Source organism: Natronococcus sp. JC468, assembly GCF_012163165.1.
Lineage (GTDB): Archaea > Halobacteriota > Halobacteria > Halobacteriales > Natrialbaceae > Natronococcus > Natronococcus jeotgali.
This window is the reverse complement of the sequence record NZ_JAAVUO010000011.1, coordinates 78,852-101,249: the sequence shown is the minus strand read 5'-3', so window position 1 is coordinate 101,249 and position 22,398 is coordinate 78,852. Positions and strand designations below refer to the sequence as shown.

Sequence of the window (22,398 nt, the reverse complement as noted above, 5' to 3'; positions counted from 1 at the left end):
GTCAACTCGGGGATATGGACGCCGCGTGGGAACCGCCGGACGAGGAGCCCGTCGTCGGAGTCGTACACGAGGCTGGCGACCGCGAGCCATCCGTCGTCGATCGGCTCGCGAACGTCCTCGAGCCGCGGGACGGAACGCTCCGGAAGGGGACGGCCGCGACGCTTTCGGACGTCCCGGCCTCGCTGCTGATCACCGTCGGCGAGGCCGCGCTGTCGGCGACCGTCCGCGAGGACCCCGACGTTCCGGTGCTCCCGGTCGGGGAGATTCCCGGCCTCGAGTCGGTCGCGCCCGACGAGGCGGCGCCCGCGCTCGAGGCGGCGCTGTCGGGCGCCGCGGAGGTGCGCCCGCGGCCGATCCTCGAGGCCGTCCTGGAGGGCGAGCGCTACCGCGGACTGTTCGACGCCGCGCTGGTGACGTCGGAGCCGGCCAAGATCTCGGAGTACAGTGTTCGGACGAACGGCGAACCCGTCGGCTCGGTCCGCGCCGACGGCGTCGTCGTCGCGACGCCTGTCGGCACGCACGGCTACGCGGGGGCCGTCGACGCGCCCGCGCTCTCGCCGGCGCTCGAGGCGGTCGCCGTCGCCCCGATCGCGCCGTTCGCGACGAACGCCCGGCAGTGGGTGCTCCCGGACGAGGGGCTCGATCTCCGGGTCGAGCGCGACGAGTGCTCGGTGACGCTCGTCGTCGACGACCGGGCCGTCGGTTCGGTTCCGGTCGGGTCGTCTGTTGGAATCCGTGTCGCCGGACGACTGCGGACACTAGTCGTTCCCTCCGGGCGTCGATAACGAGTCTGACTCTCCTCGAGCGATGGTGGTCGCGTCGTTCTGTCCCGGGCGACGCAGCCGTCACTGCTCGATCGGCGAGCGTCGAAAACGACGGGTGGCAATGCGAGAACCTGCGAGGTCGGTTAGCTCTCGAAGGGCTCCTCGTCGCGGTGGTTGTCCGGGTTCTGGTGCTCGAGGGCGTCGTCCTCGCGGTCGTCGGACTTGTGCTCGATGTCCTGGCGGCGCTGCTCCTCGGCCTGCTCCTCGCGGGCCTCCTTTTCCTCCTCGGTCAGCCCCTCCTCGTCTTCGGCGTCGGTGTCCTCGTGGGTTAGCTCGACATCCCGTCCGTGCTCGTCCTTGCCGGTGTCGTCGTTGTCGGACATAGTGTTCTCACCCGAGTTTCACACGGTTCGCGAAAAGACGTTGGGCTTGCAACGGACGGCTACGACCAGCCAGGATGCGACTACCAGGGCTCGCCCGACGCGAGGTCGACCTCGCTGTCGCCCCGCTCGGAGGGACAGATATCCGCCAGCACGCAGTCATCACAGTCCGGACTGCGGGCCGTACAGGTCGCCCGCCCGTGGTCGATACAGAGGTGGGTAAAGCCCTGCCAGTACTCCTCGGGAACGATCTCCATCAGCTCCCGTTCGATCGCCTCCGGACGCTCCTCCTCGGTAAGCCCGAGCCGTCTCGACAGGCGCTGGACGTGCGTGTCGACGACGATCCCCTCGACGACGTCGTGGCCGTGCTGGAGCACGACGTTTGCCGTCTTTCGGCCGACCCCCGACAGCTCGGTCAACTCCGCCATCGTGTCCGGCACCTCGCCGTCGTGTTCCTCGAGGATCGTCTCGCAGGTGCTCTTGATGTAGCCCGCCTTGCTGTTGTAGTAGGTGATCGAGTTCAGGTCCTCTGCGAGTTCCTCCTCGTCGACGGCGGCGTAGTCCTCGGGGCCGTCGTACTTCTCGAAGAGGTGCTCGGTCTCGGCGTTGACCCGTTCGTCCGTACACTGCGCCGAGAGGATGACCGCGATCAACAGCTCGAGTCGGTTCGAGTACCGCAGCGAGATCGTCGAGTCGGGGTACTCGGCCTCGAGTCGGTCGACGACCTCGGCGGCCTGCTGCTCGGCGGTCTCCAGCGGGGTTCCCATTACGCCGCTCTTTCGACGGCGTCCATTTCAGGGGTTCGGTTCGGCGCCCCTCGGGTCGAAAGCCGACTCGGCGAGCACCCGAATGCCGTGAGTTTTAAGCGCGCTTCGGCCAGCTATCCGGTATGAAAGCCACCGCGATCGCCCACCCCATCCAGGGCCTCGTCAAGTACCACGGGATGCGCGACGACGAGAAGCGCCTGCCGTACCACGATAGCATCAGCCTCTGTACGGCGCCCAGCCACACGAAAACGACCGTCGAGTTCTCGAGCGAGTTCGACGCCGACACGTTCGTCGTCGACGGCGAGACCCTCGAGGGCCGAGCCGCCGAACGGGTCGACAGCGTCGTCGCGAAGGTTCGAGAGCGGGCCGATGCCGACCACGCCGCCGATCCCGTCCGCCTCGAGAGCGAGAACAGCTTCCCGACGAACGTCGGGCTGGGCTCGTCCTCGTCGGGCTTCGCAGCCGCGGCGATGGCGCTTTCCGAGGCCGCGGGCCTCGAGGCCGACCTCGAGACGGTCTCGACGATCGCCCGTGTGGGGTCGGCCTCGGCCGCCCGCGCGGTGACCGGCTCGTTCTCCCAGCTCCACACCGGACTCAACGACGCGGACTGTCGCTCCCGGGAGATTCCGAGCGACCTCGACGAGGACCTGCGGATCGTCGTCGGGCTCGTCCCCTACCACAAGGAGACCGAGGACGCCCACGACGAGGCCGCCGACAGCCACATGTTCCAGGCCCGGAACGCCCACATCCACGGCCAGATCGCCGAGATGCGCGACGCGCTCCGCAGCGACGACTTCGGTCGGGCCTTCGAACTCGCAGAGCACGACTCGCTGTCGCTGGCCGCGACGACCATGACCGGTCCGTCGGGGTGGGTCTACTGGCAGCCGGCGACCCTCGAGATATTCAATACGGTGCGCGAACTCCGCGAGGAGGAGGAAATTCCGGTCTACTTCTCGACGGATACCGGCGCCAGCGTCTACGTCAACACCACCGAGGAGTACGTCGACCGCGTCGAACGGGAGGTCGGCGACTGCGGCGTCGAGACGATGGTCTGGGAGGTCGGCGACCCGGCCCGACTCGTCGACGACCACCTGTTCTGATCGGCCGGTTCGACCGTCATCGATCCGTGACCGTCGTTTGCGAGAACGGTGTCGGCTGCCTCACGGCGGTGCCGTCGGCGAGAACGACAGTTCGACTGACGAAACGGCACGGGTCGGCTCGCTGTGGAGTCGCGCTCACGTCCAGCGATCCAGTCCCGTCTGCGTGGCGTACTCCTCGATGCGCTCGAAGCTGCGCTCGACCTCGCCGGCCGCGACGCCCCACTCGTCGGTGACGTACGCGCGTGCGGCCTCGAGGTCCGGCTCGATCGTCGTCTCGAAGCCGTACTCGTCGGTGACGTTCGGATCGCGAAACAGCTGGCGGACCCGATCGCCGTACTCGATCGTATCCCCGCGGGCCTCGAGCACGCTCCAGAGGTCGCCGTGCTCGGTGATCTCGCTGATCGCCGTCTTCGGGCCGATCCCCGAGACGCCCTCGTTGAAATCGGTGCCGATCAGGATGGCGGCGTCGATCAGCTGCTCGAGGGTCAGGTCGTGACGCTCGAGGGTCGCCTCGAGGTCCATCAGCTCGGGGTCACCCTTGCTGGTCAGCTGGCGCAGCGTCAGCGGCGCGCCGAAGAGCAAGGCGTCGTAGTCCTCCGAGCCGACGTAGTCGGCGTCGCCGCGCTTGACGAGGTGGGCAGCCTGGGCCTCCCCCTCCGCGGGCGCCTCGACGACGGGGACGTCGAGTAACTCGAGCAGCTCGCGGCTGGTCTCCTGGATCGTCGGCGTCAGCCGCTGGGTCCGGGACTCCAGCTGGGCGATCGCGACCTCGTCGCCCTCCTCGCGGGCGGTCTCGAGCTGTTCCTCGTACGTTCGGCGCTGCTCGCGGCGGGACTCGATCTCCTCGGACTTGAGCTGGGAGGGACCGCCGTCGAACACCATCACCGGCGTCACATCGTGTTCGAAAAACCGCGCGAGTCCCTGCACGATGCCGATGAGGTTCGCGACCTCGGTCCCGTCGGCCGTGGTGTACTTCTCGCTGGCGGTCCACTTGACCGTCGTCGTCAGGTACCGGTAGAGCCAGTTGTGGGCGTCGACGGCGATGACGCCCTCGATCTCGTCGAACGGCACCTCCTCGATGACGGCAAGCTCTCGCAGTGCAGCGTTACCCATTACCGGTCGTTGGGCGCCTCGGGGTTTGAATCGTTGGCTTCCCGGGCGTCCGTCGCCCGCGAACCGCGGACCGACGGCGGAGTCGCTCAGGCGTCGGGCGGATCCTCGCCTCGCCGGGTCTCGAGGAACGCCTCCTCCTCGGCCGAGAGGTCGCGGTCGCGAAACTCCTCGAGGCCGTCGCGGTACCGGACGCCGCTCGAGCCGTCGTCCGTCCCGTCGACGGGCGCGGGATACTCGAGGACGAGCTCGGCGATTCCCGTCCGCTCGCCGGTGTAGCCAAAGCCCGCCCGGTACAGCGCCTCGTACGCGAAGGGGTTGTTGACCGCGATCCGCAGGCGGTCGTACCCCCGCTCGAGCGCGCGATCCCGGACCAGCGCGACCAACTCGGGGCCGATCCCCTCGCCGCGGCGGTCGCCGGCGACGGTGACGTACCGCAGCCAGAGGGTCGCCTCGTCCGTGCGGTCCTCGTTGAACGCGACCGCCGCGACGAGGTCGTCGCCGTCGCGCGCGACCGCCTTGCCGGTGTTCGTCATGACGAACTTCCCGGCGTAGCTGAACCGCTCGTAGTCGAGTCGCAGTTTCGGTCCGTCCGGCGGCCAGCCCAGCAGTTCGTACTCCACGGTCGGGCCTTCGCCCGCGCGGGTGCTAAGCGTCACGCCTCGAGACCGATCCCCGGGACGTCGCTCGCGCCGATGCCGAGATCGCGGCCCAGACCGACCGAAAGTGGCGCATTCAACGGGCGGATTTTTCCGCCGCCGTCCCGTCCGTAGGGACGATGACGGACGACGAACCCGAAACCGAAGAACCCGAGGACGAGGAGGAAGAGGAAGACGAGGAAGAGGAACTGATCGAGGCCGAACTCGATCGGTCCCCCGACCAGGCCGCCGACTGGCTGCGCAACCTCGCCGACGAGCTCGAGAACGGCGGCGAGCTGACCGTCTCGACCGACGACGAGTCCGTCACGGTCGACCTGCCCGACGACGAGCTCGAGTTCGAGGTCGAGCTCGAGCGCGAGCCCGAGGACGACGAGTACGACGAGCTCGAACTCGAGATCGAACTCGAGTGGCTCGTTCCGAGCGCCGAGGCCGACGAGGAGTAGCCGACCGCCCTCGAGGCGATCGAACGAACCGTTTTTGCGGTGCCGTCCGCGTCGTTCACGAATCGCTCCAGCGGTGGGAACGCCGAGCGCGAACGTCGCTTTCTCGGCGTCGAGGCGGTTCGATCGGCGCCGCCTCGGCTACGGACGGATCGGAAGTGGTTATGAAGAGTGTGGAGCTCGCGACTGCAGTCGATACGAGGACCCGTTGTCCGATAGCTTTGATCCCAAAACAGATAGGCTCCGTATTCGCTCGCTCGGCCGAGCCGTTCGGAACCGTCGTCGTCACGCCGAGGACACGGCATCGAGGCTCGGATGAGTCGCCTCAGATCTCGTCCGAGAGCGATCGGCAGCGAAAAGGCGTCGGTTGCGGGCGATCAGAACCGGTTCCGCCAGCGCTCGCTCCGGATCACTTCGTCTTTCATCGCCGAGCAGTGCTCCTTCGCGCGTTCCTCCTCGAACTCGTCGGTCATGTCGTCGACGCAGGACTCCCAGGAGCCCCCGATCGACGACCAGTACTCGAGGACGCTGTCCCGATCCCACCCCTCGGGCAGACCGTCGAGGCCGTCGACGTCCTCGTCGACGACCTCGGTCAGCGACTCGCCGTCGGTCTCCTCGGTAGCGTCCTCGTCCTCGAGGTCGCTGGTCTCGAGCGCCGAGGCGCGGTAGACCGCCGAGCCGACGTCCTCGAGGCCGACGACGTACGCGGGCTGGTCGTCGCTCGCGGAGACCTCGGCGAGTTCGTCCCCCTCCTGGGGAAACTCGAACGATTCGGTCAGGACGGCCGCGACGACGCCGCGGCCGTCGGGCGTTGCGACGACGTCTCCCTCCTCGTATCTGGTGCCCATATTCGGCCCTCAGACGGCCGCTCCGGTATGGTCGTTGCCGGGAGTTGCAAGGGCTGTCCGGAGCGAGCGTGGGTACTCGAGTAGACGGTTTCGTTACTCGAGTAGCGTCCTCGGTAGAAGGTTCGGACCGGGATTTGAACCACGCGAAGACGGTCGCGCTCGCTTCGCTCGCGCGCTGCGTCTTCTCTCGTTCAAATCCCTCGTGCGATTTCTGCTGCTCGCGGTATTGCTCGCAGCTAAGCAAAGCGAAGCTTTGCGAGGTCCAAAAGAGCGCGACGCGCTCTTTTGAAGACAGAAATGCGCGGACCGGGATTTGAACCCGGGCCATGAGCTTGGAAGGCTCAGGTCCTACCACTAGACCATCCGCGCGCACTCTCCCGTTTTCGTTCCTCGTTTAAGGCTATTCCGTTTCAATGCGACGGTCGATTCCGCCGCGTCTCGAGCGCCGACCGAACGGACGAGTCGACGCTATCGCTCGAGGACGGTCCCGCCGGCGCCGACGACGACGTCGACGTCGCCGCGTGCGATCGCCTGGAGGTTCTCGCCGGTGGGCGTCTGATTCCGCCTCCAGTCGCCGCCGTCGTACTCGAAGATCGTACCGCCGCCGCCGACGGCGTACCCCTCGCCGTGGTCGGTATCGACGTCGAGGAGGTCGGCATCGCCGAGGCTCTCGGGGACCCACTGACTGCCGTCGTACTCGAAGATCGTCGCGTTACCGCCGCTGACCGTGACGTCGTCCGCGGCGTCGCTATCGAGCCCGTAGAAGGTCGCGTTCGCGTCCTCGATTCCGATCGGCTCCCAGGTGACGCCGTCGTCGGTCGCGTAGACGCGGCCGTTCGTGTCGACGGCGTGGCCCGAGCGGGCGCCGTGGGACTCGATCGCGGGGAGGCCGGAGCCGCTTCCCGGCACCGCGTACTCCCAGGTGCCCTCCGCGCCGTTCTCGAAGCTGTAGTGGATCGATCCGGAGTCGTCGGCGACGTAGACGTCCGCGTCGCCCGCGGGGCCGGTGACCGCGACGTCGTTGAAGTTGGCCGTGTAGTCGTTGGGCGCGGAGCGATCGACGAGGTTCCCGGTCGTCACGTCGTACTCGCCGATCGCGCCGCTCGCGCCGACGATCCAGAGTCGTTTCCCGTCGTCGGTTACGGCCGCGCCGAAGAGGTCGTTGCCGTTCCCGGTGGGGCCGCCTCGGTGGACGATCTCCCAGCGGTCCGCGCGGCGCTCGACGAGGACCCCGCCGTCGCCGACCGCGTGTACGTCGGTCGCCGTATCGGCGGCGTCGTGAAGCGTGCTGTCGACCGGCGTCTCGACTGCCGTCCAGCCGTCCTCGCCGGCGGCGCCGGCGGGAACGGTAGCTGCGGCGAGCGATGCTCCTGCGAGCTGCAACGCCGAACGACGAGTCAGACGCGTCATAGCGCACTCGAGAGTCAAAACTGGAACTTCATAAAATCTGTACATTATTTTACTACTCAGGAAAGACGGAAAAGGCGCCAGCGGCGGCGGGGCGACTACGCTTCTCCTGGCTCCGCGCCGGCGACCGTCGCGTAGCAGTTCCCGCTCGAGAGCTCCCACTCCAGCAGCTCGAGGTCGCTCGCCGCGAGGTCGCGTTCGAACTCGGCGGTGTCGTAGATGTGGTAGAACCGATCGACGGTCTCCCCGCCGGGGAGGGTCCACTCGACGGTCGTGTCGAACCCCTCGGTTTCGTCGAACCGGTCGTGGGCGGTCGACCAGACGCTGACGAGCGCGCGGCCGTCCGGGGCGAGCACGCGCGCGAGCTCGTCCAGGCTCGCCAGTCGCGTCGCCCGCGTCGGCAGGTGGTGTAGCGTTGCGACGTAGACCGCGACGTCGACGCTGTCGTCGGCCAGGGGCAGGGTCGCGGCGTCGCCCTGGACCAGCGCGACGTCGAACTCCCGCTCGCGGGCTCGTTCCCGCCCGGTCTCGAGCAGGCCGCGGCTGACGTCGAGACCGACCGTTCGCTCGATACCCGTGGACTCGGCGAGCAGCTGGGCGTGCCGGCAGTTTCCGCACCCGAGGTCGAGCCCGACGGCCCGCTCGACGTCGCGGTCCGCGAGGAACGCCTCGACCTCGGGCCAGGCGTACTCGCGGGTCGAGGCGAAGTGGGCGGCGATCCGGTCGTAGGTGTCGCGGACGGCCCTCCGGCGGTTCATCTCGCTCGATTCGAGCGCGCGAGCGGAAAAAAGCCGTTCGATGCTCCGGCCACGCAGCCGACTACGTTTGCCCACGCGAGCGGTGTCCGACCGCCGATCTATCGCACTCCCGAGCAGTTTTGCGTTACGTTCATACGGCGGGAGTACCAACTGACGGTACGGAATGAGGCGCGAGCACTTCACACTGGACGTTAGCAATGTCGACTGGGTCGAGACCGACGGCGAACCGGCGAAACCGTCGGTATCGATCGATTTCACCGGCCCAGCGACGGATCTCCGCGAGCGCCTTACCGGCCCGGACGGCGACGTCCTCGAGGCGAGCGAGACCGATGCCGCCCTGCGGCTTCAGGGGCCGCTCGGGGAGGACACCGATGGCGTCGTGAGCCTCGCCAACCGGACGACCGGCGAGTTCCTTCTGGAACTCAACGAGGACGCCGACAACGTCTTGCGGTTCATCCGCGCCGCCAGGGGGTACGGCGAGGACGAAACCGACGAGGGACGGTACGAGATCGAGATCCTGTTCGACGGCGAGGAGTTCGTCAGCTACGACAAGGGAACCTTCCTGGTCTACGACGAGGACGGGAACCTCCTCCGCCAGCACAGTCTCATCCCCAGCGGCATCGAACTCTAGCCAGCAGCCGGGAACCGACCGGCAGTTATAAGTGTTTTAGGGACGCCTAAACCGAATGTACGCCGGCACACGCCGGAAATCGATATGGCGAACGGACACCTACTCACGTCGGCGACCGACGAAGCGCAGTCGAGAACCGCCTCTCCGGAACCGAACGCGGACGGGGACGTCGTTCTCGAACTCGACGGCGTCGCGAAGCGGTACGGGAGCGAGGACGTGATATCGGATCTTTCGCTGTCCGTTCGCGACGGCGAAATCCTCACCCTGCTGGGGCCGTCGGGCTGCGGGAAGACGACCACGCTCCGTCTCATCGCGGGCCTGGAGAAACCGAACGACGGCGCGGTTCGGCTCCAGGGCACCCCGGTCGCGGACGAGGGTCGGTTCGTTCCGCCCGAGGAGCGCGGAACGGGCGTCGTCTTTCAGGAGTTCGCGCTGTTTCCCCACCTCACCGCCCGCGAGAACGTCGCGTTCGGGCTGCAGGAGTGGGCCGAGCCCGATCGCGAGGCCCGCGTCTCGGAGCTGCTCGAGCTGGTCGGCCTCGAGGATCACGGCGAGGACTACCCCGACGAGCTCTCGGGCGGCCAGCAACAGCGGATCGCGCTCGCGCGCTCGCTGGCGCCGGAACCCGAGATGTTGTTGCTCGACGAGCCGTTCTCGAATCTGGACGTCGACCTTCGCGTCGAGATGCGCGAGGAGGTCCGTCGGATCATCAAAGCGACGGGCGTCACCGCCGTCTCGGTCACCCACGATCAGGAGGAGGCGCTGTCGATCTCCGATCGGGTCGCCGTGATGAACGACGGAGACATCGAGCAGGTCGACACGCCGGAGCTGGTCTTCCAACAGCCCGAATCACGGTTCGTCGCGGGCTTTCTCGGCCACGCGAGTTTCCTCTCGGGGACGGTCCGGGGCGAGGCCGTCGACACCGCCCTCGGACAGGTTCCTCGGGACAGCGTCAACGGCCTCGCCCACCAGTACGACGGGACCGACGTCGACCTGCTGGTCCGACCGGACGACGTGACCGCCTACTCGGCCGCCGACGTCGACGCCGCGGCCGACGGCACCGTCGTCTACCGCCGCTATCTCGGACCCACGGTACTCTACCGCGTCGAGCTCGACACCGGCGAGACGATCGAGTGTATGCACAACCACTCCGACCGAATGGACCTGGACGAGCGCGTCGCGGTGCGGGTCACCGCCGACCACGAGCTGGCCTGGTTCCCCGCGGGCCAGCGCGACCGAACGCCCTCGGTCGCCGCCGACTGAAGCGCCACCAGCCCCCTGTTCCGTCCGGTTCTCCGGCGATGCGGCGGTTTTGCGACGCGTCGCCACACAATGCTTAAACCGAAACCCTTCCTACATCGGGGTATGCACAAGGACGAACTCCTCGAACTCCACGAAGAACTCGTCGTGATCATGGAGTACTTCTCGGAGCGCGAGGAGGTCGACGAGGAGTTGTTCGACCCGTACCGCCAGCTCGACGTCGACCCGTCGCACGTCCACAAATCGAAGAGCGAGCACAAACACGCCGTCTTCGTGCTGGGCAACGCGCTGGCGAAGGCGATGAGCGAGGACGAGTTCTCGAGCGCCGGCCGGATCGGCAAACGCATGAAGGAACTCGCCGAGGACGCCGAATCGAAGATATAGACGAAACGTATTTGTCTCGGATCCCGGTTGTTCACGCATGGACTCGCGCACGCAAGAGCGCGTCGAACGCTGGGATTCTCGGCCGTTCGACGGCGATCTCCGCGCTCTGGCTGCCGGCGATTTCTCCGGCGCCGTCGTCTCCGACGGTGCCTGGCTGTTCGTGCTCGGCGGTCGCATCGTCGGTGTCGTCGACGGCGCTCCCGAGGCGTTCGCGGGCGGTTCGGGAACGGTCTACGAGGCTCCCCACCGCGCCCTGCCGTTGCTTTGCTCGATGAAGGCACGGTGTGGCGCCCCCCGCGGAACGTACGACACGGTCGAGACGCCCCTCGAGGAGATCGACCGAACCCTCCGGGAGGGGTCGTTCACGGGCTTCGTCGAACTGAGCGAGAACGTCCACAGCGGGGACTACTACCTCGTCTACTACGGCGGTCGCCGGATGGCGGTCGCCTACGTCGGCGACGCCGAACGACTGCTCGTGGGGACCGACGCCTTCGAGCGGGCGGCCGACGAGGGCGGCAGTTACGCGGTCGTCGACGTCGAGATCGACGTTCGGGACGTCGCCGAGCTAGACGTCGAGGCGCCGTCCGGCGCCGAAGCCGGATCCCGAGCGGACGGCCAGAGCACGAATCCCGACGACGAGCGCGCCGCGAGCGCCGAGGCCGCTCGAGCGACCGCGGGGAATCGGGCGTCGGAACCGTCCACGGAGGCGACCGAGGCGGAAACCGATCGGTCGAACGACGAACCACCCGAGCCGACGACTCGAGACGATCCGGCGTCTCGCGAAGCACGGGACGAACCCACGGGCGAGTCGGCGCGAACGCAACCCGGCGCGAACGGCGACGGCGCCCTCGAGGCCGCGGATCGCGACGCGGACGTCGACGACATCGAGGCCGAACGAGAGTCGCTTCGCGCTCGAAACCGGGAGCTGTCGGCGACCGTCGACAGGCTCCGCTCGCGGGTCCGAACCCTCGAGGCCGAACTCGAGGACGCCCGCGCGGGCCCGCCGCGGGAGTCCGCGCCCGGCCCCGACCTCGGGCTCGACGAGGCACTCTCGCAGACGAACCTCTTCGTCCGGTACGAGTCCCGGAGCCAGCCGACGCTCGGCGCGGCCCGCGAGGCCCGCATCGAGCGCGAGGCGGTCGGCTCGAACCTGCGGCTGGAGTATCACACGCGGTTCGACGACGTCGGCGCGACCATCGACGGCGACCCCTTCGAGGAGGTGTTGGCCAACACGATGGAGTTTCGGTTCCTCGAGTGGCTCGCGACGGAGCTCTTTTTCGAGATCCGCGACACCGGCCGCGCGGACGCCCTCGCCGACCTCTACGAGGGAATCTCGCGGATCGATCGCGTCGAACTCCGTTCCGCGGTCCCTCTCGAGGACGACCGAGATTCCGTCGAGTTCGACGTCGTCGCCTACGACAAGCGGGGGAGCCCGCTACTGGTCGCGATTCTTGACGACTCCCGGGATCCGATCCCGCGCGAGCGCGTCGAGGGCGCGAGGACGGACGCGTCGGCGGTCGCGGACCGCTACCCCGAGTTCGCCGCCGCGCTTGTCGTCGCCCGGAGCTACTTCGAACCCGGCGCGCTCGAGGTCGTCGAGGAGGCGACCAGGAGCGGCTTCCTCAGCCGTGGCTCGCGGCTGAGCTACGTCAACGATCCGGGCTATCACCTCTGTCTGGCCGAGGCGCGGTCGGCGGGGTTACATCTGACCGTCCCCGAACTCTGATCGCGTCGCTCGGGCCCTATCCGCACGAAACGACGAGAAAGGAGAGACTAGCCTTCGATCTCGGCGACGTCTTCGATCTTCATTCCCTCGAGCTTGTCGACGATGTCGTCGATCTTGCCGTCGAGGTCGTCGACGAACTCCGCGGTGCGTTCGGTCTTGATCGCACCCTGGCTCGAGGGCTCGATGAGGTTCTCCTCCTCGAGGACCCGCAGGGAGTACCGGACCTTGTGGTGGGGGTATCCCGTCTCGTTCGACATCTTGACGATCCCGATCGGTTCGTTCTCGATGACCATCTTCAGGACCTGCAGATGTCGTTCCAACATATCGACTTCCTTCTCAAGTCGGTCTATCATGGCATTTGTTAACTTGTCTTTGGAGCCTTTAAAAGTTACTCTCTGCGAGTGAAACGACCACTCTCAATCGTGTGTCAGATCCTGTCAGTAGTTAACGCTTCCGGTCGCACACGCCTGCAGGCGTGTGTGGCACGAACGGGTTCGCCTGCGGACCGATTTGACGGGAACGGTCGCGCGGCCGCTGCACGGAGATGTGTCCCGCACCCGGCTCGCGCGCCGCTGAGTTCCGAACGGTATCCGCGTCCGTGGATACGTTCCCCGTCGATCGCCCGCACAGACCGTAATCTGTTTATCGGCCGGGCAAGAATCCGCCGCTGTTATGACCGTCACCATCGTCGGGTCGCAACTCGGCGACGAAGGGAAGGGCGGAGTCGTCGACCTCTTCGGCGACGCCGCCGACGTCGTTGCCCGGTATCAGGGCGGCGACAACGCAGGCCATACCGTCGTTCACGACGGCGAGAAGTACAAACTGTCGCTCGTGCCCTCCGGCGCCGTCCGAGGGAAGGTCGGCGTGCTCGGCAACGGCTGCGTCGTCAACCCACGGACGCTGTTCGACGAAATCGAGACGCTCCAGGAGAAAGGCCTCGATCCCGACGTTCGGGTCGCGGAACGCGCCCACGTCATCCTGCCGTTTCACCGTGTCCTCGACGGTATCGAGGAGGACGTCAAGAGCGAAGACGATCAGGAAGTCGGCACGACCGGTCGCGGCATCGGCCCGACCTACGAGGACAAAGCCGGTCGTCGCGGCGTCCGCGTCGGTGACCTGCTCGACCCCGACGTGCTCCGGGACCGACTCGAGTACGTCGTGCCACAGAAGCGCGCGCTCGTCGAGGACGTCTACGGCGCCGACGTCTCGGACCTCGAGAATCCGGACGCGTTCGACGTCGACGCACTCTTCGAGGAGTTCCGCGAGGTCGGCGAGCGCCTCGCCGAGGAGAACATGACCGTCAACGCAAGCGCGTTCCTCACGGACGCGATGGCCAATGGCGAGACCGTCATGTTCGAGGGCGCACAGGGGACCGTCATCGACATCGACCACGGGAACTACCCCTACGTCACCTCCTCGAATCCGACCGCGGGCGGCGCAGCAGTCGGCACGGGCCTTAGTCCCAACGTCATCGCAGACGGTGAGATCATCGGCATCGTCAAGGCCTACCTCACGCGCGTCGGGAGTGGCCCGCTGCCGACCGAACTCGGCGGCGTCGTCGGTGACACGCCCGACTACGACGAACAGGGCGACGGCGAGAACGAAGAGCTCGCAACGTACATCCGCGAGGAGGGCGGCGAGTACGGGACTGTTACCGGTCGCCCGCGCCGCGTCGGCTGGCTCGACATGCCGATGTTACGCCACTCCGCGCGCGTCAACGGCTTCACCGGCCTCGCAATCAACCACATCGACGTGCTCGCCGGCCTCGAGGAGGTGCAGGTCGGCCACAGCTACGAACTCGACGGCGAGGAACTGCTCGCGATGCCTCCGACGACCGAGGAGTGGGGTCGCTGCGAGGCGAACCTGAAGACCTTCGAGGGCTGGGACGACGTCGACTGGAGCGCGGTCGCCGACGAGGGGTACGAGGCGATCCCCGAGAACGCCCGCACCTACCTCGAGTACGTCGCCGACGAGCTCGAGGCCGACATCTACGCCGTCGGCGTCGGTCCGGGCCGCGGGGAGACCGTCGTCGTCGAGAACCCCTACGAGTAGCTCTCCGGCCCGCCCCCGTTTCGGGACGGAGCCCCGCCGCTCGCCTCGATTCGACCCGATCGCCGCGGCGTTCCCGAAGCCTTTTGCTGAATGCGTTCGCCTGTCGTAGTATGAAGGAGTCGCTGCTGGAGATCCTCTGTTGTCCACTCGACAAACACGACCTGGAGCTCGAAGACGCCGAATACGAGGACGACGAAGTCGTCGGCGGGACCCTCGTCTGTACCGAGTGCGGCGAGCGCTACCCCATCGAGGACGGGATCCCGAACCTGCTGCCGCCGGACATGCGCGAAGAGTCCTCCGCCTGAACGCTCGAACCGTGTTCACCCCAGCGGTCACCGTCCACGTCAACCGTGACTCGCCCGGGCGCCTCGAGGCAGCGACCGCCACGTTCGAGACGGCCGAGTCGTTCACCCTGCTGCTCGAGGGCCACGACACGCCGACCCACGTCCACTGCCGGCTCGACGAGGAGCTGGCCCGCGTCGCCTCGCTACCCCAGTCGAACTACTACGTCGAGGCTGACGCGCGGACCCCGGTTCCGATCGACGTCGATCCGAGCGGGCTCGAGGATCCCGTGCAGGGCTATCTCGAGGTCTCGACGGGATACGGCGCCGAGTCGGCGGCGATCGCGGTCACGATCGAGCCCGGTCCCGACCGGGTCGAGGTCGACGAGTCCCTCGCGCGGCCGAACCGTTCGGCGAGCGATAGCGCCGGTTCGTCCGAACCGTCGCGGCCGCTGTTCGGCGACCGCGAGAGCTCCGACGGCCTGGGTCCGACGGCCCTGGCAGCGCTCGCGCTCGGTGGGGTCGCCCTCGCGCTCGTGCTGGCGCTCGCCGTCGCCGCGACCGCCGGCGGGACGACGGCGGTCGCGGTCTTCGCGGTCGTCGCCGTCGCCGTCGTCGCCGCGGTCGGACTACGCGTTCGCGACTAGTTTTCCCGCTCTACCGCCTCGAGGCCGCCGTCCTCGTCGAACCGTTTTGCCCGGAGGTACCGCGCCCGGTAGCGGTTCGCGCCGTCCCCGACGTCGGCCTCCCGGATCTCGTCGGTGCGCCCGTCCGCGACCGCGTCGATCAGCTCGGCGAGCTGGTTGAACTCGCTCGTCGTCAACTCGAGTTCGTAGGTGCGCTCGTCTTCCGACTCGAGGATCGTCCACTGGCGCGCGGCTGCGACGACGAGCGAGCAGGGCTCCCGGCAGGGAAACGGGCCCGTGCCGCCTTCGGGGGCGAGCGCGTCGCCGTCGTCGTACTCCCACTCCCGGCGGCGCAGACACTGCGAGTCGACGCAGCAGGCCTCGGCCATCCAGTCGACGGCCTCGCGGGGGAGCTCGTCGATCACGTCGTAGATCCCCGTCTGGCGCGCGGCGGTCTCGGTCCAGTGATCGACGTCGAGTTCGCCGCGCAGCTCCCGGTGCCAGTTGGCGATCGTCGCGGGGTAGAAGAAGTCGACTCCCTCCACGAGTTCGCGGCCCGTCAGGTCGGGAAGGATCCAGCCCGAGCGCAGGGAGGGCGCGGTCTTCAGCGGTCGGTAGCGGCCGTCCTCGTCGTAGGTCGCGAGTTCGCGGGCCTCCCGGGGATCGTCGCGGACCTCGAGCGCGCCGCGAGCGCGGTCGGCGTCGTCGACGTGACGGAGTTCGTAGACGCGTTCGCCCTCCTCGCGGTCGAGTCCGACAGTGACCAGGAGCTCGCCCCACTCCCGCTCGAGGCCGTCCGCGAGTGCGTCGTAGCGGGCCGGAACCTCGAGGGGAGTGTCCTCGAGCGTTCGGTGGTCGACCGTCGCCTCCGCGATCGGCGCCCGCTCGCACCAGCGCAGGAAGGCTCTCCGGGCGGTCCCCTCGCCTCCGATCGCGTCCCAGTAGCGCCAGTTCGTGACGTACCGCGGGCGCGAGTCGAGGGCGGTCCGAAGCTCCTCGGCCTCGAGTTCGGCCCGTTCGGCATCGGGCGTCTCGAGGACGTACGTTCCGTCGGCCGCGCGCTCGAGGAAGAGCCCGTCGAACTCGAGGCCGCCCTCGGCGGCGGCGAGCAGGTCCTCGAGGCCGGGTGGCAAGTCGGACACGGTCAGTCACCCGCACCCGCGCTCGGTCCGCGCTCGTCCCCGCTCGCGCTCTCGCCGTCGACCGCCGTCGCCGCGCGAACGCGCTCGCGGGCGTCGCCGACGGCCGCGCCGGCGTCGGCCGCCCGCTCGAGGACCACGTCGGCCAGCAGTCCCTCGGTACCGACGGCGCCGGCGTACCAGATCCGGCGACCGTCTACGTCGGCGGGAACCTCCCACCCCAGTCGGTAGTCTTCGGTCAGTCCCACGTCCTCGGGGATGTCCTCCTGGGTGTGGTAGCCGTCGGCGATAAACAGGGGGACGACGACGATATCGTCACTCTCGAAGAAGTCAGTGACATCGTCGACCTCGGGCTCCTCGTCCATGAACAGCGCCCGCACCTCGTCGAAGCGGTCCCGCCGCCGGATGCGGTCGGCATGGTACTCGACGGCCTTCGCGGAGTTCTCGTTGCGCTCGGTGCCGTGGCCGACGACCGCCAGTCCGAACCCGGCCCCGACGCCGGGATCGCCCGTAACGCTCTCAGCCCGCCGGACGATCACGTCGGTCATCGCGTCGTGGGTTCCCACGGGGCCGCAGTAGTGGATCGTCTTCCCGACGTCGGTCGCCTCGAGGGTGACGTGGGAGGCGTCGGTGCCGTCGGACTCCCAGCGGGCGGGGTCCCATCCCTCGAGGCGTAGCTCCCGGGGAATGACCCGCTCGGTGAAGTACCCCTCGCTGATAAACAGCGGGACGACGAACACCTCCTCGGACTCGAGGGTACGTACCACCTCCCGGAAGTGCGGTTCCTCCTTCCAGAACGCCTCTCGGACCTCGTCGAACGCCCCCGCCTCGCGGACGGCGTCGGCGTGGGCGTAGGTCGGATCCGAGGCGTTCGGGTTCAGGTGTGACCCGTGGGCCGCGACGACCAGCGCTTGCATGCGCGACCGTTGGGAGGGGCGCCGCTTAGGAACTTCGCCGAGGGCGCACATTGCCGTCGTTCCCGACGGTTCGAGCGACGGGCCGTCGGCTACGGGATCGAGAGATCGGTTCTGGCCTCGCACGCGCCGTCCTGGGCGCGCAGCTCCGCGACGGCGGTGTACTCCCCGGTCAGGGGATCCTCCCACTCTGCCCCGTAGGTCGCGGTCTCGCCGGGTGCGATCCGCTCGGAGCCGATCATCTGGGCGAACAGCCGACCGTCGGTGTAGCGCCAGACCTCCCTGCCCTCGTCCTCGACGACGAACTCGGCCTTGCAGGCGTCGGAGAACCGGAGCTCGACGGGTTCGGTGCCCGCGTTCGTGACGGCGAACTCGAACCGAACCGCATCCGTTCCAGCGCCGGACGATACCGTCGCCTTGAGTTCTCCTTCGAGTACCATACCGGACCTGCGCCGCTTCGCCGTATAGGTCTTGAGCCGGCAGCGGTCGACGCTCGACGAGCCGCTCCCGCCGTCTGACCGAGGCTCGAGGGCCCGTCGACCGCGACGGATCCCGGTCGGGAACCGGAGGTCTCCGGGAACAGTAGGCCTATCCGCGTTCGCCGCTAGCTTCGGGACGTGCAATTCGTCGGGTACGAGCCGAGCGGACGGGGGTCGGCGCTGCTGGTCGCCGACGGCGGGAGCGTCGAAGCCGTCCCGCTCGAGCCCGGCGCGGAACTCTCGTACGCGCTGGGTCCGCGACACTGTGCGGGAACGATCGCCGACGGCGAGCACGTCCCCTGCGACCGCTCGACGGCCCCGTACTGCGATCACCACACGAACACGTGGGTCTGCGCCCGCTGTACGGGCACCTGTCTCAAACCCGAGATGGACTGCTATCAGGAACACGCCGTCTACGTCGCCGCGTTCGCCCCGGACACGTTCAAGGTCGGCGTCACCAAATCCCGGCGCCTCGAGACCCGCCTCCGCGAGCAGGGCGCCGACCGGGCGGCCCACGTCCACACCGTCTCGAACGGCCGGATCGCCCGTGAACTCGAGTCCGAGATCGCCACCCGACTGGTCGATCGCGTCCGGACGGACCGGAAGGTCGCCTCGCTGGCGAGGTCCGTCGACGAGGCCGCCTGGGAGGACGCCCTCGCGGAGTTCGACGTCATCGACCGGTTCGACCTCGAGTACGGCCTCGGACTCGACCGCCGCCCGATCCGCGAGACGATCGCTTCGGGAACGGTCGTCGGCGTGAAGGGACGGCTGCTGGTCCTCGAGAACGGCGCGACGACCTACGCCGTCGACCTGCGCGACCTCGTGGGCTACGAGATCGCGACGGGGATGCCGAGCGGAAATCGCCAGTCGTCGCTCGGATCGTTCGGCTGACTCGAGACGAACCGGTATCGCTCGAGTCGCTCGGGATCACACGCGCCGGATAAACGCGTCGGCGGTCGGGAACATGGTAATCCTTTTCCGCGGCGGTACAGAACCCGGAGGTATGGCTGACGAAAACGAACCCGAGGACGTCGGTGACGACGGCGACGGCGAGGAGAAATCCTTCCGAGAGCGAGTCGAGGAGATCCGCGAGAAGCGCGCCGAGGAAGGCGAGGGTGAGGGCGAACCGCCCGAGAGCCCGTTCGGCGGCGGCGGTGGCGGCCCCGGCGGCATGGGCGGCGGCGGCAACCCCTTCGCCCAGATGATGGGCGGCATGATGGGCGGCGGTCCCGGCGGCGGTCCGGGCGGTCCCGGCGGCCAGGACGAGGGTAACGAGGAGCTCGTCCGGGAGGTTCGACAGCTCCGCGACGAGATGCGCGATCAGACCCGCGCGCTCAAGCGCATCGCCGACGCGCTCGAGGATCGGTAGTCGACTTCAGTTTCGGTTTCCGTTTTCGAGGCGTTCCTGGCTCGCGCAGCGGCGCGATCGTCCGCCGCGCGTCGCCGTCAGTTCGACGGACCGAAGACGACGACGAAACTCGATCGGGCTATCGTCGACGAAACGCGAGGTGGCCGACGGCGCGTATCCGCTCCGCGTACACCAGTACCGCATACCAGTCGAAGTCACTCCCGCTCGTCGCGGTCTTCCAGTCGACGGTCGAGGTACCGACGGACCGCAGCGGTCGGCCGACGGCCGACGAGCCGATCCGAGAGCCAGACGCAACTGACCGCCAGCGTGAGTCCGGCGACGACGTCGATTCCCCAGTGGATTCCCAGGTACATCGTCGAGATCGCGACGCTGACCGCGAGCACGGCCGCGACCGGAAACCACTTCGGATAGCTCGAGCGCGTCTTGTACGCGAAGATCCCGACGGTGGCGGACAGCGAGGTGTGCAGCGAGGGAAAGACGTTGGTGTTGCGGTTGACCTCGCGGGTGAGGTGTTGGTACTCCGGACTGTTGTCGTACAGCATCGTCACCGTCAACTCCTCGGGCATCACGTTTCGCGGGCCGTAGGCGATGATCAGGAGGTAAAACACCAATCCGAGCACGTAATTGAGCGAGTACGCCGTCAGCAGCCGCCGAAAGGTCCGCGTTTCCGACAGCGCGAAGTACGCGATACCGGGGAAGATCAGCAGGAACGCGTAACCGTAGACGTAGATAAACGAGAAGTACGCCGTCAGCTCCTCGGTCGCGATCGACTGGAAGACGAGGACGAACTCCCCCTCGATATCGTAGAACGCCTTGGTCATGTGGAGCCCGATGAACTCCGAGATCCCCGGGCCGGCCTGTCGCATGACGCGGTTGAGCCACAGCACGGCTGCGAGCCCCGCTAACGCGGGTGCCGACGCTCGGATGCGGGAGCGCCACTCCCTCGCGGTCGCGACGAGGCGCTCGCGGCCGACGAACACGACGATCGACGTGAGCAACAGGGCACTGACGACGACGGCAACCTGCGTCAGCACCTGGGTGAGAACATCAGCGTCCATCGTATTACAGGCGAAGCCGACCCTGCTCGTCGTACTGGTACCCCGCGCCCTCCAGGGCGTCCCTGGCGGCTTCGACGTCGAGCTCTCCGTCGTCGCCGAAAAACGGTGCTACCGGATCCGCGCCGTCCCAGGCCAGCTCGTCGGGCACCCACTCCTCGAGAAGCGGCGCCACGGTTGGAGTCGCCTGGCCCGCGAAGATTTCGTCGGCGATCCAGGACTTGTCGAGCAGCCGGGAGACGATCCGCCGGGCGTGGGGATTGCTGAACGGTTCGATACGCGTGTTGAACCCCACGTAGTAGAACGTTTGCGACGGTGTCGTGAGGTGCTCGACGTCGGAATCGTCCGGAATCGTATCGAGCGCGTGGGCCTCGAGCATCGACGCCGTGAAGTCGGCGCCGTCGTTGGCGACGCGCCCGATCGAGGAGGCGCTTCCGGGATCGATGCCGAACTGGAGCCGCTCGACGCCGACCGCGGGCAGGTCGACGTCCTCGCGACGGGTGAAGTGGTCCTCGTACCGCTCGAGGGTGAGGTGCTCGCGCTCGCTACGGCTCTCGAAGCGGAACGGGCCGCTCCCGATCGGCGGGACGTTGTCCATCGTCACGAGCCCCCACCGTCCCTGCGTGGGCGTAAACGACATCGCGCTCTCGATACGGGACTCGACCTCCTCGCGCCACCAGTTCTCGGGAAGGATCGGGACGGTGAGCGCGCGCCGGGCGGCCTCGTCCCCCGCCGAGGTCTCGAGGCGAAGCTCGCGGTCGCCCTCGACGACGACGTTCTCGATCGCCGAGACGTGGCCCCGGTACCGCGGCGCCGGCGACGCGGACTCGGCGCGGCCGAGCGCCGTATCCTCGAGGAACTGGTAGGTGAAGGCGACGTCGGCTGCGGTGAGCGGTTCGCCGTCGTGGAACCGACAGTCCTCGCGGAGCGTCACCGTCACGTGGCCGACGATGTCGTCCCTCCCGTCGACGGTCGTCCACTCCCAGTCCTCGGCCAGCCAGGGGACGAGTTCGCCGTCGTGTTCGGTCGCCAGCGAGTCGTACAGCAGATCGATCGTCGATCCCCGCTCGCGCAGCGTCGCCGACAGCGGATTCAGGTTCCGCGAGATCCGGGAGTCGGTGACGAGCACGCGGAGGCGGTCGACGTCCTCGGCGGGTTCGAGACCGAGGTACCCGTGGCGGCTCTCGGGGTGGTCGTGGTTCCACCCCTCGAAACGATCGCTCCGGGCGACGCGGTGTTCCACGGGGAAACACAGCGGCTCGAAGGGCTTTTCCTCGGCCAGCGACTCGAGCAGCTCCGCGACGATCTCCCGGCGTCGCTCGCCGCTGGCCCGGCGCTGGGCCTCGAGGTGGTTGTCGAAGGGGATATTGGCGAACCCGAACGGGTTCTGCCAGCCCGCTTCGTTCGCGTACGTCGAGTGCAGCGTCTCGTAGAGGAAGTCCGGATCGAAGTCGGCGGGGTGGCGCCCGACGTAGAGATCGAACTCGCCGCCGAGCAACACGGTTTCGAGAAACTCCGAGCGCGATCGCATATCGATGGAGGTGTTGACACCGACTGCCTCGAGGTTGGCCTCGAGTTCGCGGGCAATACGGACGGCTTCTCTGTCGCCGTCGGCGGGGACCGTCGTGATGGAGAGGGCAAGGCGGTCCGTGTCCTGGTTGACGGTGCTCTCGGCGCGGTTGACGCAGCCACTGGTCGGGAGAACGAGTCCGGTCGCGCCAGCGGCCAACAGCGTCCGCCGGCTGACACCGTCGTCAGGACCGGTTGATTCACTATTCATTCCGCTCTGGTGTCCCGATTCGGGACAGCTATATAACAATCTTCTGTTCTGTGCGTGTGATAAACCGGATGTTTGAGTCGATATACCCCGCATAATCGGCGTTTCGTTCCGTTTCGTCCGTTCCGTAACACCAATGTGGAGACGCCAGAAACACGCGGACGTGACCGTCGCCGCCGAGCGGATCGACCGCCTCCACGAGCTGGCTCGAGCGGCGGCCGCGGACGGCGACACCGACCGCGCCCGGTACTACGTTCGGCTCGCGCGCCGGATTGCGGAGCGAAACCGGCTCGCGCTCCCTCGGGAGTTCCGTCGGTTCACCTGCGACGCCTGCGACGCGTACCTGCGGCCCGGACGGAACGCCCGCGTTCGAACTCGAGACGGCCACGTCGTCATCACGTGTGACTGTGGCGCCCAGGCTCGATACCCCTACGAGGAGTAGACTCCGTCCGATATTGCTAAGATTCAAACG

26 protein-coding genes and 1 tRNA gene are annotated in these 22,398 nt (G+C 67.8%); 13 read left to right on the top strand and 14 right to left on the bottom strand.

What is annotated here, in order from left to right; translation table 11 throughout:
- The first annotated feature begins 14 nt into the window (after positions 1–14).
- Complete coding sequence (locus tag GWG54_RS09065) at positions 15–785, top strand: NAD(+)/NADH kinase (RefSeq protein ID WP_167937466.1); 771 nt, start codon at positions 15–17, stop codon at positions 783–785.
- A 122-nt stretch (positions 786–907) separates the two neighbouring features.
- Here the strand turns inward: GWG54_RS09065 and GWG54_RS09060 are convergent, their stop codons facing one another.
- Both GWG54_RS09060 and nth read right to left on the bottom strand, forming a co-directional pair.
- Positions 908–1,147: a hypothetical protein gene (locus tag GWG54_RS09060; RefSeq protein WP_167937465.1), complete on the bottom strand. Its 240-nt coding sequence runs from the start codon at positions 1,145–1,147 to the stop codon at positions 908–910.
- A gap of 80 nt (positions 1,148–1,227) precedes the next feature.
- Positions 1,228–1,911, bottom strand: coding sequence for an endonuclease III (nth, locus tag GWG54_RS09055; RefSeq protein WP_167937464.1), 684 nt, complete (start codon positions 1,909–1,911; stop codon positions 1,228–1,230).
- A 122-nt stretch (positions 1,912–2,033) separates the two neighbouring features.
- On the opposite strand from nth, the gene mvaD reads away from it, so the two are divergent.
- Positions 2,034–3,011 (top strand): phosphomevalonate decarboxylase MvaD, encoded by a 978-nt coding sequence (mvaD, locus tag GWG54_RS09050; protein WP_167937463.1) that lies wholly within the window; start codon positions 2,034–2,036, stop codon positions 3,009–3,011.
- A 135-nt stretch (positions 3,012–3,146) separates the two neighbouring features.
- Here mvaD and fen read toward each other — a convergent pair whose 3' ends face one another.
- Together fen and GWG54_RS09040 are read right to left on the bottom strand one after the other, a co-directional pair.
- Complete coding sequence (fen, locus tag GWG54_RS09045; protein ID WP_167937462.1) at positions 3,147–4,124, bottom strand: flap endonuclease-1; 978 nt, start codon at positions 4,122–4,124, stop codon at positions 3,147–3,149.
- An 86-nt stretch (positions 4,125–4,210) separates the two neighbouring features.
- Positions 4,211–4,744 carry a GNAT family N-acetyltransferase gene (locus GWG54_RS09040; protein WP_167937461.1) on the bottom strand — a complete coding sequence of 178 codons (534 nt, stop codon included), beginning with the start codon at positions 4,742–4,744 and terminating at the stop codon, positions 4,211–4,213.
- 155 nt (positions 4,745–4,899) lie between these two features.
- Here GWG54_RS09040 and GWG54_RS09035 point away from each other — a divergent pair, with 155 nt between their 5' ends.
- Positions 4,900–5,223: an amphi-Trp domain-containing protein gene (locus GWG54_RS09035; RefSeq protein ID WP_167937460.1), complete on the top strand. Its 324-nt coding sequence runs from the start codon at positions 4,900–4,902 to the stop codon at positions 5,221–5,223.
- 374 nt (positions 5,224–5,597) lie between these two features.
- Here the strand turns inward: GWG54_RS09035 and GWG54_RS09030 are convergent, their stop codons facing one another.
- The 4 genes from GWG54_RS09030 to GWG54_RS09015 all read right to left on the bottom strand — a co-directional run bounded on the left by GWG54_RS09030 (position 5,598) and on the right by GWG54_RS09015 (position 8,233).
- Entirely contained in the window at positions 5,598–6,068 is a 471-nt protein-coding gene (locus GWG54_RS09030; protein ID WP_167937459.1) for a hypothetical protein, read from the bottom strand.
- Positions 6,069–6,366: 298 nt separating this feature from the next.
- Positions 6,367–6,437 (bottom strand) — tRNA-Gly (locus GWG54_RS09025).
- A 99-nt stretch (positions 6,438–6,536) separates the two neighbouring features.
- Positions 6,537–7,478, bottom strand: coding sequence for a hypothetical protein (locus GWG54_RS09020; protein ID WP_167937458.1), 942 nt, complete (start codon positions 7,476–7,478; stop codon positions 6,537–6,539).
- Positions 7,479–7,573: 95 nt separating this feature from the next.
- Positions 7,574–8,233, bottom strand: a complete 660-nt coding sequence (locus GWG54_RS09015) for a class I SAM-dependent methyltransferase (protein ID WP_167937457.1) — start codon at positions 8,231–8,233, stop codon at positions 7,574–7,576.
- 163 nt (positions 8,234–8,396) lie between these two features.
- Here GWG54_RS09015 and GWG54_RS09010 point away from each other — a divergent pair, with 163 nt between their 5' ends.
- The 4 genes from GWG54_RS09010 (at position 8,397) to GWG54_RS08995 (ending at position 12,234) form a co-directional block, all read left to right on the top strand.
- Positions 8,397–8,864, top strand: coding sequence for a DUF5793 family protein (locus GWG54_RS09010; RefSeq protein WP_167937456.1), 468 nt, complete (start codon positions 8,397–8,399; stop codon positions 8,862–8,864).
- An 84-nt stretch (positions 8,865–8,948) separates the two neighbouring features.
- Positions 8,949–10,127 carry an ABC transporter ATP-binding protein gene (locus tag GWG54_RS09005; protein ID WP_167937455.1) on the top strand — a complete coding sequence of 393 codons (1,179 nt, stop codon included), beginning with the start codon at positions 8,949–8,951 and terminating at the stop codon, positions 10,125–10,127.
- Positions 10,128–10,229: 102 nt separating this feature from the next.
- Positions 10,230–10,508, top strand: coding sequence for a UPF0058 family protein (locus GWG54_RS09000; RefSeq protein ID WP_008426477.1), 279 nt, complete (start codon positions 10,230–10,232; stop codon positions 10,506–10,508).
- 37 nt (positions 10,509–10,545) lie between these two features.
- Positions 10,546–12,234 carry a hypothetical protein gene (locus GWG54_RS08995; protein WP_167937454.1) on the top strand — a complete coding sequence of 563 codons (1,689 nt, stop codon included), beginning with the start codon at positions 10,546–10,548 and terminating at the stop codon, positions 12,232–12,234.
- 47 nt (positions 12,235–12,281) lie between these two features.
- Here the strand turns inward: GWG54_RS08995 and GWG54_RS08990 are convergent, their stop codons facing one another.
- Positions 12,282–12,587 carry a hypothetical protein gene (locus GWG54_RS08990; protein ID WP_008426473.1) on the bottom strand — a complete coding sequence of 102 codons (306 nt, stop codon included), beginning with the start codon at positions 12,585–12,587 and terminating at the stop codon, positions 12,282–12,284.
- Positions 12,588–12,906: 319 nt separating this feature from the next.
- Here GWG54_RS08990 and GWG54_RS08985 point away from each other — a divergent pair, with 319 nt between their 5' ends.
- From GWG54_RS08985 to GWG54_RS08975, 3 genes are all read left to right on the top strand, one after another.
- On the top strand, positions 12,907–14,286 hold the full coding sequence (locus GWG54_RS08985; protein ID WP_167937453.1) for an adenylosuccinate synthase: 1,380 nt from the start codon (positions 12,907–12,909) through the stop codon (positions 14,284–14,286).
- Between the two features lie 110 nt (positions 14,287–14,396).
- A complete protein-coding gene (locus GWG54_RS08980; protein ID WP_167937452.1) occupies positions 14,397–14,591 on the top strand; it encodes a methytransferase partner Trm112 in 195 nt (64 codons plus the stop codon).
- Positions 14,592–14,602: 11 nt separating this feature from the next.
- A complete protein-coding gene (locus GWG54_RS08975) occupies positions 14,603–15,214 on the top strand; it encodes a hypothetical protein (protein ID WP_167937451.1) in 612 nt (203 codons plus the stop codon).
- On the opposite strand, the gene GWG54_RS08970 is transcribed toward GWG54_RS08975, so the two are convergent.
- From GWG54_RS08970 to GWG54_RS08960, 3 genes are all read right to left on the bottom strand, one after another.
- The gene (locus GWG54_RS08970) at positions 15,211–16,335 is read right to left on the bottom strand and encodes a DR2241 family protein (protein WP_167937450.1); all 1,125 of its coding nucleotides are present in this window, start codon (positions 16,333–16,335) and stop codon (positions 15,211–15,213) included. The genes GWG54_RS08975 and GWG54_RS08970 overlap by 4 nt on opposite strands.
- Before the next feature lie 2 nt (positions 16,336–16,337).
- Entirely contained in the window at positions 16,338–17,249 is a 912-nt protein-coding gene (locus GWG54_RS08965) for a CbiX/SirB N-terminal domain-containing protein (protein WP_167937449.1), read from the bottom strand.
- A gap of 89 nt (positions 17,250–17,338) precedes the next feature.
- A complete protein-coding gene (locus tag GWG54_RS08960; protein ID WP_167937448.1) occupies positions 17,339–17,686 on the bottom strand; it encodes a BsuPI-related putative proteinase inhibitor in 348 nt (115 codons plus the stop codon).
- Positions 17,687–17,863: 177 nt separating this feature from the next.
- Here GWG54_RS08960 and GWG54_RS08955 point away from each other — a divergent pair, with 177 nt between their 5' ends.
- A complete protein-coding gene (locus tag GWG54_RS08955; protein ID WP_167937447.1) occupies positions 17,864–18,616 on the top strand; it encodes a DUF2797 domain-containing protein in 753 nt (250 codons plus the stop codon).
- 112 nt (positions 18,617–18,728) lie between these two features.
- Positions 18,729–19,094, top strand: coding sequence for a hypothetical protein (locus GWG54_RS08950; protein ID WP_167937446.1), 366 nt, complete (start codon positions 18,729–18,731; stop codon positions 19,092–19,094).
- Between the two features lie 194 nt (positions 19,095–19,288).
- On the opposite strand, the gene GWG54_RS08945 is transcribed toward GWG54_RS08950, so the two are convergent.
- Entirely contained in the window at positions 19,289–20,152 is an 864-nt protein-coding gene (locus GWG54_RS08945) for a phosphatase PAP2 family protein (protein ID WP_167937445.1), read from the bottom strand.
- Between the two features lie 4 nt (positions 20,153–20,156).
- On the bottom strand, positions 20,157–21,929 hold the full coding sequence (locus GWG54_RS08940; protein WP_167937444.1) for an ABC transporter substrate-binding protein: 1,773 nt from the start codon (positions 21,927–21,929) through the stop codon (positions 20,157–20,159).
- Positions 21,930–22,089: 160 nt separating this feature from the next.
- Here GWG54_RS08940 and GWG54_RS08935 point away from each other — a divergent pair, with 160 nt between their 5' ends.
- Positions 22,090–22,368 (top strand): ribonuclease P protein component 4, encoded by a 279-nt coding sequence (locus GWG54_RS08935; RefSeq protein WP_008426442.1) that lies wholly within the window; start codon positions 22,090–22,092, stop codon positions 22,366–22,368.
- Positions 22,369–22,398: the final 30 nt, after the last annotated feature.

Excerpts from the sequence above, each read along its gene's own strand:
- GWG54_RS09020 (WP_167937458.1), bottom strand. The coding sequence starts at position 7,478 with ATGACGCGTCTGACTCGTCGTTCGGCGTTGCAGCTCGCAGGAGCATCG.
- GWG54_RS09010 (WP_167937456.1), top strand. The coding sequence starts at position 8,397 with ATGAGGCGCGAGCACTTCACACTGGACGTTAGCAATGTCGACTGGGTC.
- GWG54_RS09060 (WP_167937465.1), bottom strand. The coding sequence starts at position 1,147 with ATGTCCGACAACGACGACACCGGCAAGGACGAGCACGGACGGGATGTC.
- GWG54_RS08965 (WP_167937449.1), bottom strand. The coding sequence starts at position 17,249 with ATGCAAGCGCTGGTCGTCGCGGCCCACGGGTCACACCTGAACCCGAAC.
- GWG54_RS08945 (WP_167937445.1), bottom strand. The coding sequence starts at position 20,152 with ATGGACGCTGATGTTCTCACCCAGGTGCTGACGCAGGTTGCCGTCGTC.
- GWG54_RS09065 (WP_167937466.1), top strand. The coding sequence starts at position 15 with ATGGACGCCGCGTGGGAACCGCCGGACGAGGAGCCCGTCGTCGGAGTC.
- GWG54_RS09030 (WP_167937459.1), bottom strand. The coding sequence starts at position 6,068 with ATGGGCACCAGATACGAGGAGGGAGACGTCGTCGCAACGCCCGACGGC.
- GWG54_RS08950 (WP_167937446.1), top strand. The coding sequence starts at position 18,729 with ATGGCTGACGAAAACGAACCCGAGGACGTCGGTGACGACGGCGACGGC.
- nth (WP_167937464.1), bottom strand. The coding sequence starts at position 1,911 with ATGGGAACCCCGCTGGAGACCGCCGAGCAGCAGGCCGCCGAGGTCGTC.
- GWG54_RS08980 (WP_167937452.1), top strand. The coding sequence starts at position 14,397 with ATGAAGGAGTCGCTGCTGGAGATCCTCTGTTGTCCACTCGACAAACAC.
- GWG54_RS09035 (WP_167937460.1), top strand. The coding sequence starts at position 4,900 with ATGACGGACGACGAACCCGAAACCGAAGAACCCGAGGACGAGGAGGAA.
- GWG54_RS08940 (WP_167937444.1), bottom strand. The coding sequence starts at position 21,929 with ATGAATAGTGAATCAACCGGTCCTGACGACGGTGTCAGCCGGCGGACG.
- GWG54_RS08995 (WP_167937454.1), top strand. The coding sequence starts at position 10,546 with ATGGACTCGCGCACGCAAGAGCGCGTCGAACGCTGGGATTCTCGGCCG.
- GWG54_RS09005 (WP_167937455.1), top strand. The coding sequence starts at position 8,949 with ATGGCGAACGGACACCTACTCACGTCGGCGACCGACGAAGCGCAGTCG.
- GWG54_RS09000 (WP_008426477.1), top strand. The coding sequence starts at position 10,230 with ATGCACAAGGACGAACTCCTCGAACTCCACGAAGAACTCGTCGTGATC.
- GWG54_RS09015 (WP_167937457.1), bottom strand. The coding sequence starts at position 8,233 with ATGAACCGCCGGAGGGCCGTCCGCGACACCTACGACCGGATCGCCGCC.
- fen (WP_167937462.1), bottom strand. The coding sequence starts at position 4,124 with ATGGGTAACGCTGCACTGCGAGAGCTTGCCGTCATCGAGGAGGTGCCG.
- GWG54_RS08960 (WP_167937448.1), bottom strand. The coding sequence starts at position 17,686 with ATGGTACTCGAAGGAGAACTCAAGGCGACGGTATCGTCCGGCGCTGGA.
- GWG54_RS08985 (WP_167937453.1), top strand. The coding sequence starts at position 12,907 with ATGACCGTCACCATCGTCGGGTCGCAACTCGGCGACGAAGGGAAGGGC.
- GWG54_RS08990 (WP_008426473.1), bottom strand. The coding sequence starts at position 12,587 with ATGATAGACCGACTTGAGAAGGAAGTCGATATGTTGGAACGACATCTG.
- mvaD (WP_167937463.1), top strand. The coding sequence starts at position 2,034 with ATGAAAGCCACCGCGATCGCCCACCCCATCCAGGGCCTCGTCAAGTAC.